The organism is Mesonia ostreae (assembly GCF_031845265.1).
Lineage (GTDB): Bacteria > Bacteroidota > Bacteroidia > Flavobacteriales > Flavobacteriaceae > Mesonia > Mesonia ostreae.
The window spans coordinates 47,177-61,854 of sequence record NZ_JAVRBG010000009.1 but is presented as its reverse complement, the minus strand read 5'-3'; the positions used below and the strand labels follow the sequence as shown (position 1 = coordinate 61,854).

Genomic DNA, 14,678 nt, shown 5'->3' with positions numbered 1-14,678 from the left:
TATGAAATTCTTTCAATAAGCCGCCATGCATTACATTGATCTCATTATCCTATTTTCAACCTTGGCTTTTATTGTCATTTATGGTTATTATCATTCCCGCGGAAGCAAAAATGTAAACGACTATTTAAAAGGTGGCAACGAAGCTCGTTGGTGGACCATTGGCTTATCGGTTATGGCAACTCAAGCCAGTGCGATTACCTTTTTATCTACACCAGGACAAGCTTTTCATAGCGGGATGGGTTTTGTGCAATTTTATATAGGAGTTCCTATTGCGATGATTGTCATTTGCATGGTTTTTATTCCTATTTACCATCGTTTAAAAGTATATACCGCTTACGAATATTTAGAATCTCGTTTCGATTTAAAAACCAGAACGCTTACCGCATTGTTGTTTCTAGTGCAGCGAGGGTTAGCAGCTGGGATTACCATTTTTGCACCTTCCATCGTACTTTCAGCAGTTTTGGGATGGGATTTATTTACGCTCAATATCCTTATCGGAATTTTAGTGATCATCTACACCGTCTCTGGCGGAACAAAAGCCGTTAGCGTCACGCAAAAGCAACAAATGGCGATTATTTTTACCGGAATGTTTATCGCATTTTTCTTGATCCTAAAATATTTACCTGAAGAAATTACTTTTACCAAAGCCCTTGATATTGCTGGAGCTAACGGAAGAATGGAAATTTTAGATTTCTCTTTTGATTTTGAAAATCGGTATACCATTTGGAGCGGACTTATTGGCGGAACCTTTCTTGCACTCTCTTATTTTGGAACCGATCAAAGCCAAGTGCAACGTTATCTTTCGGCTAAAAGTTTAAAGCAGAGCCAGATGGGTCTTATTTTCAATGGCTTGTTAAAAGTACCTATGCAATTTTTTATTTTATTGGTAGGGATTATGGTTTTTGTTTTTTATCAATACAATCCCTCACCCTTAAATTTTAATCCAGTTTCCACGCAAGTGATCGAGAATTCGTCTTATCAAAACGAATATCGTGAATTGCAGGAGGAGTTAAATCGGCTTCAGCTAAAAAAAGCAGAAAAATCTACCGCATTTGTGAAATTGTCTAATCCTGCAGAGGTTAATATCGCTAAAGCGGAATTAAATCAGCTTCAACAAGAAGAATCAGTATTACGTGAAGAAGCAAGTGCTTTAATTAAACAAGCAGATGAAACCATACAAACCAACGATAAAGATTATGTCTTTATTCATTTTATCCTAAATCACTTACCGATTGGGCTAATTGGATTGTTATTAGCCGTGATATTATCGGCAGCAATGTCTTCTACTGCTTCAGAGTTAAATTCATTGGCTTCCACTACCGTGATAGACTTGTATAAAAGAAACGTAAAATCAGAAAAATCTGATCAGCACTACTTAAATGCTTCAAGGGTTTTTACTCTTGTATGGGGAATAATCGCCATTATAATTGCGTGTACGGCCAATCTATTTGATAACTTAATTCAGCTCGTAAATATTATAGGTTCTATTTTTTACGGAAATGTTTTGGGTATTTTTTTATTGGCGTTTTTTATAAAATATGTAAAAAGCAATGCTACCTTTATTGCGGCCATTATTACCCAAATTATTGTGGTGATAGGTTGGTGGAATGATTGGATGCCGTATTTATGGCTTAACTTATTTGGTTGCGCTCTAGTGATGGGAATCGCGACAATCCTTCAATTAGGAACAAAAAAATAAGGAAGTAAAAAATTACTTCCTTATTTAATAATTATATTTTGAACTAAGATTTATTTAGCTCCCCACTCTTTTAATGAATCTTCATTCATTTTTACATAATCCTTATTTCCAGCTTTTTTAGCACCAGCTAATGATTCTTTAGCTGTAGCAATCGCTTCTTTTTTCTTTCCTGCTTTAGCTTCAATTAAAGATTTTTTTCTTAACATATAATAAGGAGTGTTTTTCTGCATATCCACTGACTTATTGATCCACTCTAAAGCTTGTTTGATGTCTTTTCCTTCTTCGTAATAATATACTGCAGAAGCATAATAATCACTTGCGGTAGGTCCATTAAGAGCCTTTTCAATATTAGCCATAGTTTTATCTTTTGTAGGAACATCTACCGTAAAAGAGGCAGCTGTATCTCCCCATAGAAAGCTAATCACGGCAGAGTTGTTCGTTAAATCATCAATAACCATAGTAAATGTTTCCATTTCCATCGGCATTTTTTGAGACTCAGCACTAGCTTTTAAAGCTACTTTACTCTCATTCCACTTTTCTGGAAGCCCCCAATTATTTGAATCTGAATAAAAAATAACATCCCAATTATTTTTGTGTGGCACTGTAAAGATTGCGTAAGTTCCAGCAGGAAGTTTTTCTCCTCCTATCTTTACATCATCACTAAAAGAGATTGTTGTATTGGTATTTGCTCCAGTTCTCCACATTTTATCGTAAGGAACCAAATTTCCAAAAACTTCTCTCCCTCTCATAGAAGGTCTAGAGTATTCCAATTCAATGTTTGTTAGACCCACCATTTGCTCCATTTTAGCGCTTGGACTAGGTTGCGGCGTTTGAATTTGCGCAGATGAAACACCTGCAAATAAAATACAAACCAATAGAAATGTAAACTTTCTCATAATTTTTTTTATTTTTTTAGTTAGGTAAAAATAGGAAATCAAAGACAATGATTCTTTAATTTAGCATAAAAAATCTACTAAATACTTTAGATAATGAGATTTGAGCCGTATATTTATGGCTATATTTTAAAATGAAATTATGAAAAACAAAAAAATTACAAATTTGCTATTGATTATGATAGCTTTACCCACTTTCGTATTTGCTCAAAACAGAAATTTTTGGACAGAAAGTGATGTGAATGAAGTGAACCAAAATGATATTAGAGAAAGTGTTACGAGTATAAATAAATTTGAAGTGTACAACTTAAATTTAGCTACTTTTAAGAATGAGATTTTACAAGCTCCCTTTAGATTTCAAGGAATTACTAGTGATCTAGAATTAACTTTTCCTGTAGGAAACTCTAATTATCAAAGTTTTACGATGTATAAGGCTCAAACCATGAGCGATGAAATGGCTACTAAATATCCCGCTATTTCTTCATATGTTGGTACTTCTAAAGATAAAAAAAGTAGTATAAGAATTACCTTAACAGCTGAAGGTATGTTTGCTTCCGTTTCTACTGCGAATGGCTACCTATATATTAATCCTTATACTTCTACTGGAAAGGAATATCAAGTGTTTTTTAGAAAAAATACTGTTAATAACTTAGATTTCACTTGTTTATTTGATGAACAAGCAGAGGAAGAAGCGAATGCATCAAACAACAACACTTCTAACCTGGCAGATGTGAATGATTCTAAATTAAGAAGTTACAGATTGGCTGTTGCAGCTACGGGAGAGTATTCTTCGTATCACGTTGGCCAAACAGGAAATGGTGGTAGCTCAGATGCTGTAAAAAAACAAGCGGTAGTAGCAGCCATTGTTGCGGTTGTGGATAGATTAAATGTAATCTATGAAAGAGACGCAGCTGTAACTTTTACTTTGGTAGATAATGAAAACATTATTTACTTAGACGGCACTACTGACCCATTTGACAATAACAATACACAGGTTTTAATTAACCAGAGTCAAACTGTGATTGATGGATTTGTAGGTACTGCTAATTATGATATTGGTCATACGTTTAGTACTGGAGCTGGCGGTTTAGCTCAATTATTCTCTGTATGTAGTAATCAAGGAAAAGCAAGAGGAGTAACTGGTATTACTGCACCAATTGGAGATGCTTATGCCGTTGATTTTGTAGCTCACGAGGTTGGACACCAATTTTCAGCTACCCATACTTTTAATTCTGATACTAATTCTTGCGGACCAAATAGAACTAATGCTACAGCTGTAGAGCCAGGAAGTGGATCTACAATTATGGCTTACGCAGGCTTATGTGCTGGAGAAAATGTACAGTTTTCTAGTGACCCTCATTTTCATGCGGTAAGTATTAATAATATCTATACTAATGTAACTTTATTAAGTGGTAGCAATTGCGCTCAAGAAATAAACATTGCAAATAATGCCCCTAGTATAACTTCAACACCAGATTACACAATTCCTTACGGAACTGCTTTCGAATTAACGGCTCAGGCTACGGATGCAGATGGAGACAATTTAACCTATTGCTGGGAACAGATAGACAATGAACTTGCACCAGCTCCACCTACTACAACTTCTACTCAAGGTGCTGCTTTTAGATCCTTGAGTCCAATGGAATCTCCAACACGTTCTTTTCCTAATGCTTCAAGCGTTAATAACGGCATTTTAACCCCAACATGGGAAGTAATTGGTAATGTGGCCAGAGATTACGAATTTGCTGTAACTGTAAGAGATAACAATGTAGTTGGTGGACAAAGTGATAGAGATGATGTGAGTGTTAGTGTTGCCAATACGGGTCCTTTTAAAGTGACTTCTCAAAATACATCTGGTCTTAGCTACGATCAATATGAGACTACAGAAGTAACTTGGGATGTTGCAGGAACAACTGGAAATGGAATCAACACTTCTACTGTTGACATTTATGTTTCTTACAATGCAGGAATAGATTATGATGTTTTAGCTGCTTCTGGAGTAACTAACAACGGTTCTGCTATGGTACTAATGCCAGCGGGACAATCTTCTTCTATTTGTAAGTTAAAGATTAAAGGAACAAATAATGTTTTTTACGCAGTAAATGAAGGTTTCTTTAGAATTACTAATGTACTTGCAACAGATTCTAATGAATTGTCTCAGCTTTACTCTGTATATCCTAATCCTAACAACGGAAGTTTTACTATCAATTTTAATGAAGCTTCAGGAGAAAAATATTCAGCTAAAGTTTATGACTTAAGAGGAAGATTAATTAGTACTTCTACCATTTCTACTTCGGAGTCATTAACAAAAAACATAAATTTAAATCAACCTCAATCAGGAATTTATATTCTTAAGGTTTCTAACGGTTCTCAAGAATCTGTAAAGAAATTAATTGTTGAGTAAATAAAATATATATTTTTATATTTAAAGCTCTATCCTAGGATAGAGCTTTTTTAGTTTAACTTCGAAATTTTTAACCCGCTTTACACCATACATATGGAACAACAAGATTCTTTTATTCAGCATATACAAAAAGGATATAAAACCAAAGGAGAATTTATTTATTTAGGAGCTGCTATGCTTAACGGCGAACCCCATCCCAATGCTTCTGTAAAAATTCCTTTAAAAACTTTAAATAGGCATGGTTTAATAGCTGGCGCTACTGGAACAGGAAAAACTAAAACGCTCCAAATATTAGCAGAGAACCTTTCACAAAAAGGAGTTCCTGTCGTGTTAATGGATATGAAAGGAGATTTAAGTGGTTTAGCAAAAGCTTCCACTAATGCCGAAAAGTTAGCTAAAAGACATCAGAGAATTGGTTTTGAATACGAAGCTAAGGCCTCACCTGTTGAAATTTTATCTCTTTCGGAACAAAAGGGAGTCAAATTAAGAGCTACTGTAAGTGAATTCGGACCAGTTTTGCTTTCGCGGATTTTAGATTTAAGTCCTACACAAACCGGAATCTTAGCAATTATCTTTAAGTTTTGTGACGACCACGAAATGCCCTTATTAGATTTAGAAGATCTTAAAAAATTAGTTCGTTACATTACAGAAGAAGGGGAAGATGCTTTTGAAAAAGAATATGGCCGAGTTTCTAAAGCTTCTACAGGTGCTATTTTAAGAAAAATTGTAGCTTTAGAGCAACAAGGAGCAGATCTATTTTTTGGAGAGCCCTCTTTTGAAGTAAATGATTTGCTTAAAAAAAATGCAAGCGGAGAAGCATTTATTAATATTATTCGGTTAACCGATATTCAGGATAAACCCGCTTTATTTTCCACTTTTATGCTGAGTCTTTTGGCTGAAATTTATTCTACTTTTCCAGAAAAAGGAGATAGTGACACTCCTGAATTGGTCATGTTTATCGATGAAGCGCATCTTATTTTTAAAAATGCTTCAAAAGCATTATTAAGTCAAATTGAAAGCATCATAAAACTTATTCGTTCTAAAGGAGTTGGAATCTACTTTATAACACAAAATCCGACCGATATTCCTAGTGAAGTTTTAAGTCAGCTCGGACTTAAAATTCAGCATGCGTTAAGAGCTTTTACCGCAAATGATCGTAAAGCCATCAAACTAACCGCTCAAAATTATCCTTTATCAGATTTTTATAAAACTGAAGAAGTTTTAACCTCTTTAGGAATTGGAGAAGCATTAGTGACCGCCTTAGATGAAAAAGGCCGCCCTACTCCCCTAGCAGCGACAATGCTGAGGGCACCTATGAGCAGAATGGATATACTTAATCCGTCAGAAATTGACGAAACACTGCAATCTTCTAGCTTAATTAATAAATACAATACCCCTGTTAACCGAGAGAGCGCTTATGAAATACTTACCAATAAAATAAAATTGGCCAAAGAAGAAAGTCAAAAAGAGAAAGCAAAAGAACAACGTAAAGTAGTAGAAAAAGAAGCCTCAAAAAGTTACGGAAAGTCTCCTACAGATCATATCTTAAAAGTAATTACTAGCGCAACTTTTATTCGTGGGGTGATGAGTATTTTAAATAAAGCCTTTAAATAATGCATCAACATTTTAAAATCTATAAACCTTACGGATACATAAGTCAGTTTATTAGTAATGAGCAAAAGAGAAAAAACAAGAAAAAATTAGGAGAATTACATAACTTTCCCCCAGAAACAATGTCTGTAGGTCGTTTAGACGAAGATTCTGAAGGATTACTTATTCTTACCACAGATGGTAAAATGAGTCATCACATTCTATCGAGATCGTTTGAAAAGGAATATTATGTGCAAGTAGACGGAATCGTTACTCAAGAAGCCATCAATGAACTTCAAAAAGGAATAGAAATTAGCATTCACGGCAAAAAGTATCAAACCCTGCCTTGCAAAGCTAAGCTTCTTACTGATCCTCCATTATTACCAGAAAGAGCAAAAAAAGTAAGAGACAAGCGCCACGGACCAACAAGTTGGGCATCTATTACTTTAAAAGAAGGAAAATTTAGACAGGTAAAAAAAATGACTGCGGCCGTTGGTTTTCCCACGCTTCGCTTAGTTCGCGTGAGAATAGGCGAAATTTTTATTGATGAAATGCAAGCCGGAGAAGTGAGGGAAATCACCCAAGAAATTAATGAGAAATTTTTATAGTTGCTGTATCATAGTTTTAAGATTTTGCTTCAAAAGTAGAGAAAATTGACCTTGCTTTAGCAAGCTTTGATTGAGTTCTATTTCAATTCCACTATACCTTTCAGGAAATTGTTTCCGTAGATAGGTGGTAAACCCATCTGCCGTTCCTAAATAAGGATAATTTAACCTAAGCTTTAAGTTTGAAAGGATTTTCCAAGATTTTCTCATTTTAAGTATCCAAAACTTTTCTTCATCTCTTTTAGGATTATAAAGAAAACTTAGATCTGTAGTTCTTATTTCACCGTTTAATTGGGGGGTAAAAGAATGCAAAGATAAATGCAACACCTTTTCTCCTTGATCAAGAAATTTTTTTATTTCTTGCTCCACCTCCATCCGATAAGATAAATAATGTTGGTCTATAATGTGTTTTTTTTGAAGCTTAGATAAGATCTTAGTGTAAGGCGAAAATAAATCTTTATGATGTAGAGATCTATTATTTTCAATTAAAAGCCTTGATATTCGTGAAGCTTTATAAAAATTTGCTTCTTCTTTAACAAAATCGAACACGTCTAATATACCTAAATCCCATCCTCTATGAGATTTTAAAATATCTGTATGTTCCTTAAATGCAAAAGCGTAAGCCGATGGAATTTTGTTTCCGCCGTGCTCACAGGTAATTACTAATTTCAAGGTTTAAATAATTGATTACTTGCTAAACATTCTCCCAATTGATGATAAACTTCCTTAATTCTTTTTTCGGATGAATCATCATTGATGGCTTTTAAAATTCGTTCAGATAGAGAACCTTCCTTTAAAATCCATAGGATAGTCTGTTGAGCATCTTTGGATAATACATAAATCACTTTATTATATAGAAATTCCCACAACTGCTTAACCGAAGCTCTCTCTGCGTTCATCCCAAACAAACTTGTAAAAGAATTTGAAAGTATTACTTGGTTTCCTTCAGAAATCACTTGATTAAAAATAGAAAATAATTCATCTTCGTGCCAAGATTTTAATTGATTTAGATCTAATTCAGTAATCATAAATTTTAAACATGCTATGATCAATTCCGCCACAGCCAAATCTGCTTTAGGACACTCTTGCAAATCAATAATTCTTATTTCGATGGCATTTCTATCAAATCGAGCTATGGCACCACGAGAATTTAAAAATAAATGACCCAACACTTTTTCAGTGTCGTAAGGTTGAATCGCTTCTTGAATAGGTTTAAAGATCTTTTGATTATATTCATTAAAAGAGAATACCTGCTCTGGAATTACTTTTCCTGTCATCACTGGAATTTTCTTTTGATTGTTTTTATAATATTCCAAACGCGTATCTAGAAAACCCGTAAGCTTTCCCTCCAAAATGGGAGAACTCGCTGTTAAAGCCGGAATTATAGGCAATAAAACACGTATGGCAGCGTGCAATTGTTCAAACTCCTGCATATCATAAAACGGAAGATTGATGTGCATACTTTGCACATTAGACCAACCATGACCTTTACAGTTGAAAATACGGTTATATAACTCGTAAACTTCACTATAACTATGTTTCCAGAGAAGGGTTTCTTTCAAAGGATTCATAAAAGGATGTGAAGCTGTGGGTAATAATTGCAATTTCTTTTGGTGCAGTAACGCATTGATTTCTTTGATATTTTTATGAAAATCATCTGCCAATTGCTTCAATTGGGACGAAGGACCATTGGTTTTAATTTCGATTACATGCGCCACCAATTCGTTACTCCAAGCAATCGTTCCATTTTCTATATCAGAAGTAATACTTCCGCATTTGAGCGTAAATAATTCATCCACACGGGGAGCTATTTTTAGAGTATCCTGCTCCACAAGCATATACTCAAGTTCTATCCCCACCACTTCAAATAAATGGTATTTCTTATTTTTCATTTAAACGTTTAATTAGTGCTTCTAAAATTTTAGTATAAATTTTATCTCCATAATAGGCATCTTCTACGTCGGCATCAATATTAGGGTTGTCATTAATTTCTATTACTAAAGCTTTACCGTCTATTTCTTTCACATCAATACCAAAAAGGCCTTTTCCCATAATTTTAGTAGCTTTAATCGCAGCATCTAAAATTGGTTTTGGTACTTCTTCTATAGGTAAACAATCGGCGTTACCATCTTGATCTTTCTTCTCTTTAGCATCCCAGTTATAAATTTGCCAATGTCCTTTCGCCATATAATAACGACAAGCGTAAAAAGCTTCTCCATCTAACATTCCTATACGCCAATCATAATCTGAAGGACAGAACTCTTGCGCAATAATAAGTTCAGAACTTTTAAGCATCTCTTTCACCAATTGATAATATTCATCCTCTGTTTTGGCTTTTTTAACTCCAAAAGAAAAGGTAGAGTCTGGAGCTTTTAAGACACAAGGCAATTGAATCTCGTCTAAAACCGCTTGCACATTCTCTTGATGAACAATCTTGGTTTTGGGAGCAGGAATACCTGCAAGCTCCAGCGCTTCTGCCATAAACACCTTATTGCAGCATTTTAAAATTGCATCTGGTTCGTCTACAATGGCTATATTTTCTTGTTTCGCTTTACGTGCAAAAGCATAAGCTTCATTCATTACTTCTGTACTCTGTCTAATAAACAATGCATCAAAAGAAGATAGTCTTGATAAATCTTTTGGGGTAACCACTTCTACATAAAAATTCATTTTCTCTGCAATTTCTATAAATTTCTTAATAGCTTTTGCGTTGCTTGGCGGTGCTATATCCCCATCTTTCACTAAAATAGCCAAATCATACATGGTTTTGGAAGGACGTGCGATATCATATCTTTTTTTAGAAAAATATTGCTGTGCAAATAACTTTAAACTTTCTTGATGATCTTCTGGAATTTCAGCCCCTTCAATAGCTTTAATTTGTTGAATTTGCCATTTATTGGTAAAAATGAATTTCACTCTTAAAAAAGGAATTTGAAAATGACGATGAATCATCGCACTTAAGTCTTTGTACTTTTTGGCCACATTTTGCCCAAAATAGATACTTAGGGTAAATTCTTTAGATTTGATACTCTTTAAACTCTGCTGAATGAGATCATCAAATTCTTCAGAAACGATTTTTACAAGTTTCAAAGCACCTAAATCTACCAGATTTTTCACGGTAGGTAACGGCGAATGACCTCTGGCTTCTGCTAAAAGAGAAACATAATATCCTTTAGATTGGTAAGAAAACTTCTTGCATAAATTAAAAACTCTTGCCTTTTTAAGCGATGCATAAGCTGGGTTAGTAAGGTATTCTTTTGCAGAAATGATTTGTGCATTTTCTTCTAAAAATTGCCAAGCTTTAGGCTGGTCAACTACTATAAATTTATTCATAAGGTCGTTATCATCTAAACGAATTTAAATTAAAAAGGAATAGGTATTTCAAAAATTTTCATAAAAAAATGCCTTAACTTTTTAGGTTAAGGCATTCATTGTTAGTGAGCTGAGCAGTTACCTAATAATAAGTTTTTTTGTGATTCGCTGTTGCTCATTTTTAAATTCAATCAAATAAATCCCGCTAGGTAAATTATGTTGTATCTCTTCGGCAGGCTCTAACTCAAAAGAAGTTAACTTTTGTCCAGTAACAGTATAAATAGACAAATTGAAACGTGATTCTATTCCGATTACGAAAAAACTTCCGCTTGACGGGTTAGGATAAATCTTAATATTCTTACTATTTTTATCATCTATCCCTAATGGATTCTGCCAAGTACTCCCTGCTTGATTTCCCCAAATATATTCTACCAACTCTGGATAATCAATAAACGGATTTCTATTTTTTTGCCATTCGTAAACGATATTATTTCGGTTCATTTCATAATCATCTGGAGGATCATTTCTATGCCAGTCTAGTAAAGTGGCCAAATCTCCTAATTCTCCTGATCCATTTTCTGGGAAACCATTTACAATTTCTAAGCCGTTATAGCGAATCGCCATATATAAAACGCTTCTTGCTACATCTCCTTTAAAACTTCCTTGCGTATTCTGCGGTCCCGTATATTGCCCGTAATGTTGGTTATTTCTGGAGCTGTTTTCTGGTCCATCAACCGCTCTTAAAGCGTGTGCATCTGAGTTTCCGTGACGAAGAGAATCGGCAGTAGTGTTCCAAAAAATATCTTTCCCATCGGCAAAATCATCCTCCTCTATACTAAAATAACCCGCTCTAGATCTAGGATACGTATGTTCTCTATTCCAAGTTCCAAAATTGTTAGAGGTAGTTTGAAAATCTAGTTTTGACCTAGAAATCTCTAAGTATACCAACCATACCTCGTTAGAATTTTCTGGATTTTGATCTGCTTTTTTTAAAATGTCGATTACATCGGCGTAGGTTTGCGCTCTTACCACGCCTTCTTCTGCAATAATTCCTTGCAATGCGTTGGTCAAGTCACTGCTAGACAAACCGTCAATATCTTCATAATATCCGCTAGGTTTCGTGTTAGTCACTATTCCGTAGGTGGGATTAGTTGGTGTTCCCCACGGAGAGATTACAAAATCATTATCTACAATGCGCAATTCTATTTGGTCGTTTAGCGCGATAAAATCCGTAGGCAAATTAGTTAATTGAATCATCGCTATTTCGTCTCCTTCATCTATTGTATCCTCTGTAAGTTGTATACTCGTTGTCACGCTATTGTCTCCGTTAAGAATGGTTAGAGAAGTATTTCCTGTAAAATCTGTCGCATCAAAACCAGCATTATTTAAAGTAAACCCGAAACTTTGATCTTGAGTTACCGCATTTTCAGTGGTAAAAGTAATATCAAAACTATCGCCTTCATCATACTGAGTTGCCGAAGTAGAAATACTTAAGCCATTTAAAATAACACCAGTACCATCGTTTAGTTGTCTAGGCGTTGGCGTAGTTACCGTGTAGGTTACTCCGTCATTATTTAGTTGAATAGATTCAAAATCTTTATTGTTGTTTTCGTCTTCATTAATTTGTACGCTTTCGCCCAAAAGAGACATTAATGTAGTATCGTCTGGGTCGCTGGTATCATACACCAAAGCATCAATTAAATTAGTTTGTGTCGCTAAGGTACCTTCAGGAAAATCAGTAAAGTCAGCCTGATAAATTGCAACCGCATCTGCCCCATTTTGGATTAAATTGGGAGAAATAATGTATTGTGGCACGGGAGAAACTTGGTTACTTCCCATTAACAACAATCCGTTAATATCTGTAGTGTAACCAGATAAATCGAAAGTGAGGTAGCTTTTATTCCCACCAGAGTTGGAGCCGTTAAAAAACACAATCACATATCCGTTAAGGTTAAAATTAGGAGTGTTCGATTTTATTTCAACAAACTCAAGATCGTCAATGCTGTCGCTATCTGAATCTAGTTCATTAATAACTAGCTGTGCTTGAGAAATTAAAGAGATAAAAAATAAAAGAAAAAGTGTAATCGTTGATTTCATAAGTATGATTTTGAACAAATATACTCTGTGATGATGAAAAAAGTTAGATTTTAATTGACAATTCTTAATGCAACAGCGTCAGACCTTTATTGCCTCAGAAAGTGTTCTTTTAAAAACATTTTTTTTACTTCATCAACTAAAAATTTCCTTCTCCTCTTCAGCTTAGCTTATTTATTATCCGTTTTTAAAACATCTAGAAATAAGAAGCCTAAGAATTAACACTATGAATATGTATCTTTGTAAATTACCAATTATATAAATAAAGTTGAAATTGATGGATATTATAAATTCGTTAGAATGGCGTTACGCTGCTAAAAAATTTGATACTGAAAAAAAGATCCCTATAGATAAAATTGAGGTCTTAAAAAAGGCTTTTTCTCTTACACCGTCTTCTTATGGGCTACAGCCTATAAAATTAGTAATTATAGATGAAGAAGAGGTTCTTGAGCAACTTATGGAGTCTTGTTATAACCAAAAACAAATTAAAACTGCTTCTCATCTTTTTGTTTTTTGCATTGATGATGCGATTGATGAAGAATTTATTTTAAATTATTTTAAGCGTGTAAAGGATATACGAAATACCCCCGACGAAATCCTAAAGCCTTTTAAAAATTTTCTACTGAAAGATTTTGAAAAAAGCAGTAAAAACAAAATTGATGCTTGGGCCAAAAATCAGGTTTACCTTGCTATGGGAAATTTACTTACTGTTTGTGCTCTGGAAAAGATTGACTCCTGCCCTATGGAAGGTTTTCATCCTGGCAAATTGGCAGAGGTTTTAGACTTAGATCAACTCCACTTAAAACCTACTCTACTTTTACCTATAGGTTATCGTGCCGAGGATGATATGTTTTCTCAATTTAAAAAGGTAAGAAAACCATTAGACGACACGACGCTACATTATAAGAAATAAGCTTTAGTAATTTACGTATTCGGTGATTTCTAAGCCGTAACCTATCATTCCTACTCTCTTTGTCTGTTTAGAATTAGAGAGTAATTTTATTTTATGAATTCCTAAGTCGTGAAGAATTTGAGCACCAATCCCAAAATCTTTATTATCTAGAGCTAATCTCGGAGCTTTAATTTCTCCATTTTCTTGTAAAACCTTTAACTCTTCTAATCTATTTAATATATTAAGGTTTGCCATTTCTTGGTTGATAAAGACAATGGCGCCGCATTCTTCTTTGTTTAAGGCTTTAAACATATCGTCTAGCTTCTTATCGGCGTTATTGGTAAGCGTTCCTAAAATATCATTGTTAACCAATGTAGAATTTACCCGCACTAAAACTGACTCCCCTGTATCCCAGGTACCTTTTGTTAAAGCAATATGAACTTGATTATTGGTGGTTTGTTTATACGCTCGTATTCTATAATGTCCAAAGCGAGTTTCTATCTCAAAATCTTCTTTTTTCTCTATCAAAGAATCGTGTTGCATTCTATACGCCACCAAGTCTTCAATAGAAATTAATTTAAGGTCAAACTTTTTAGCTACTTCCACCAATTGCGGTAAACGCGCCATTGTACCATCGTCATTTAAGATTTCAACTAAAATTCCTGCCGACTTAAAGCCTGCCAGGCGTGCTAAATCTACAGAAGCTTCGGTATGTCCTGTTCTTCTTAAAACTCCGCCGTTTTTCGCTTTAAGCGGAAAAATATGACCTGGTCTTCCCAAATCGTGTGGCTTGGTTTCATTCTCTACTAAAGATTTAATAGTTTTTGCGCGATCGTGAACCGAAATTCCTGTTGTACAACCGTGACCTATTAAATCTACCGAAACTGTAAATTGCGTGTGATGTAACACCGTATTATTATCTACCATCATATTAAGACCCAATTCGTCACAGCGATCTTCTGTAAGTGGAGCGCAAATAAGTCCACGACCGTGTTTCGCCATAAAATTTATCATTTCTGGCGTTACAGCTTCCGCAGCAGCGATAAAATCACCTTCATTTTCTCTATCTTCATCATCTACCACAATCACCATCTTTCCTTGGCGAATATCGTCTATAGCTTCTTTTACAGAATGGAGTTGTATGGGTGTGGATTTGGTATCTTGAATCATCTTAATTTTCTTTTTTACA

At 34.6% G+C, this 14,678-nt stretch carries 11 protein-coding genes; 5 read left to right on the top strand and 6 right to left on the bottom strand.

The genetic code is table 11. The annotated features are described in order from the left end of the window. The first annotated feature begins 25 nt into the window (after positions 1 to 25). Positions 26 to 1,699, top strand: coding sequence for a sodium:solute symporter family transporter (locus tag RLT85_RS10035; protein WP_311401904.1), 1,674 nt, complete (start codon positions 26 to 28; stop codon positions 1,697 to 1,699). A 50-nt stretch (positions 1,700 to 1,749) separates the two neighbouring features. Here RLT85_RS10035 and RLT85_RS10030 read toward each other — a convergent pair whose 3' ends face one another. After that, complete coding sequence (locus RLT85_RS10030) at positions 1,750 to 2,595, bottom strand: DUF2911 domain-containing protein (RefSeq protein WP_311401903.1); 846 nt, start codon at positions 2,593 to 2,595, stop codon at positions 1,750 to 1,752. Between the two features lie 139 nt (positions 2,596 to 2,734). On the opposite strand from RLT85_RS10030, the gene RLT85_RS10025 reads away from it, so the two are divergent. From RLT85_RS10025 to RLT85_RS10015, 3 genes are all read left to right on the top strand, one after another. Beyond that, on the top strand, positions 2,735 to 4,996 hold the full coding sequence (locus RLT85_RS10025) for a zinc-dependent metalloprotease (protein WP_311401902.1): 2,262 nt from the start codon (positions 2,735 to 2,737) through the stop codon (positions 4,994 to 4,996). Positions 4,997 to 5,089: 93 nt separating this feature from the next. Further along, positions 5,090 to 6,610 carry a helicase HerA-like domain-containing protein gene (locus RLT85_RS10020; RefSeq protein WP_311401901.1) on the top strand — a complete coding sequence of 507 codons (1,521 nt, stop codon included), beginning with the start codon at positions 5,090 to 5,092 and terminating at the stop codon, positions 6,608 to 6,610. Beyond that, positions 6,610 to 7,194 carry a pseudouridine synthase gene (locus RLT85_RS10015; protein ID WP_311401900.1) on the top strand — a complete coding sequence of 195 codons (585 nt, stop codon included), beginning with the start codon at positions 6,610 to 6,612 and terminating at the stop codon, positions 7,192 to 7,194. The genes RLT85_RS10020 and RLT85_RS10015 overlap by 1 nt, the downstream gene beginning before the upstream one ends. Here the strand turns inward: RLT85_RS10015 and RLT85_RS10010 are convergent. From RLT85_RS10010 to RLT85_RS09995, 4 genes are all read right to left on the bottom strand, one after another. Beyond that, positions 7,189 to 7,863, bottom strand: coding sequence for an N-formylglutamate amidohydrolase (locus tag RLT85_RS10010; RefSeq protein ID WP_311401899.1), 675 nt, complete (start codon positions 7,861 to 7,863; stop codon positions 7,189 to 7,191). The two genes, RLT85_RS10015 and RLT85_RS10010, sit on opposite strands and share 6 nt — an antisense overlap. Then, positions 7,860 to 9,083 (bottom strand): carboxylate-amine ligase, encoded by a 1,224-nt coding sequence (locus tag RLT85_RS10005; RefSeq protein ID WP_311401898.1) that lies wholly within the window; start codon positions 9,081 to 9,083, stop codon positions 7,860 to 7,862. The genes RLT85_RS10010 and RLT85_RS10005 overlap by 4 nt, the downstream gene beginning before the upstream one ends. Continuing rightward, positions 9,073 to 10,524, bottom strand: coding sequence for a RimK family ATP-grasp domain-containing protein (locus RLT85_RS10000; RefSeq protein ID WP_311401897.1), 1,452 nt, complete (start codon positions 10,522 to 10,524; stop codon positions 9,073 to 9,075). Before RLT85_RS10000 ends, RLT85_RS10005 begins: the two co-directional genes overlap by 11 nt. A gap of 117 nt (positions 10,525 to 10,641) precedes the next feature. Next, a complete protein-coding gene (locus RLT85_RS09995; RefSeq protein ID WP_311401896.1) occupies positions 10,642 to 12,600 on the bottom strand; it encodes an endonuclease in 1,959 nt (652 codons plus the stop codon). 274 nt (positions 12,601 to 12,874) lie between these two features. Here RLT85_RS09995 and RLT85_RS09990 point away from each other — a divergent pair, with 274 nt between their 5' ends. After that, positions 12,875 to 13,510, top strand: a complete 636-nt coding sequence (locus RLT85_RS09990) for an NAD(P)H-dependent oxidoreductase (RefSeq protein ID WP_311401895.1) — start codon at positions 12,875 to 12,877, stop codon at positions 13,508 to 13,510. 3 nt (positions 13,511 to 13,513) lie between these two features. Here RLT85_RS09990 and ribB read toward each other — a convergent pair whose 3' ends face one another. Further along, positions 13,514 to 14,659: a 3,4-dihydroxy-2-butanone-4-phosphate synthase gene (ribB, locus tag RLT85_RS09985; protein WP_311401894.1), complete on the bottom strand. Its 1,146-nt coding sequence runs from the start codon at positions 14,657 to 14,659 to the stop codon at positions 13,514 to 13,516. Positions 14,660 to 14,678: the final 19 nt, after the last annotated feature.

Bases quoted from the DNA above. Each gene is read 5' to 3' on its own strand.
- RLT85_RS10035 (WP_311401904.1), top strand. From the start codon at position 26: ATGCATTACATTGATCTCATTATCCTATTTTCAACCTTGGCTTTTATT.
- RLT85_RS10030 (WP_311401903.1), bottom strand. From the start codon at position 2,595: ATGAGAAAGTTTACATTTCTATTGGTTTGTATTTTATTTGCAGGTGTT.
- RLT85_RS10025 (WP_311401902.1), top strand. From the start codon at position 2,735: ATGAAAAACAAAAAAATTACAAATTTGCTATTGATTATGATAGCTTTA.
- RLT85_RS10020 (WP_311401901.1), top strand. From the start codon at position 5,090: ATGGAACAACAAGATTCTTTTATTCAGCATATACAAAAAGGATATAAA.
- RLT85_RS10015 (WP_311401900.1), top strand. From the start codon at position 6,610: ATGCATCAACATTTTAAAATCTATAAACCTTACGGATACATAAGTCAG.
- RLT85_RS10005 (WP_311401898.1), bottom strand. From the start codon at position 9,083: ATGAAAAATAAGAAATACCATTTATTTGAAGTGGTGGGGATAGAACTT.
- RLT85_RS10000 (WP_311401897.1), bottom strand. From the start codon at position 10,524: ATGAATAAATTTATAGTAGTTGACCAGCCTAAAGCTTGGCAATTTTTA.
- RLT85_RS09995 (WP_311401896.1), bottom strand. From the start codon at position 12,600: ATGAAATCAACGATTACACTTTTTCTTTTATTTTTTATCTCTTTAATT.
- RLT85_RS09990 (WP_311401895.1), top strand. From the start codon at position 12,875: ATGGATATTATAAATTCGTTAGAATGGCGTTACGCTGCTAAAAAATTT.
- ribB (WP_311401894.1), bottom strand. From the start codon at position 14,659: ATGATTCAAGATACCAAATCCACACCCATACAACTCCATTCTGTAAAA.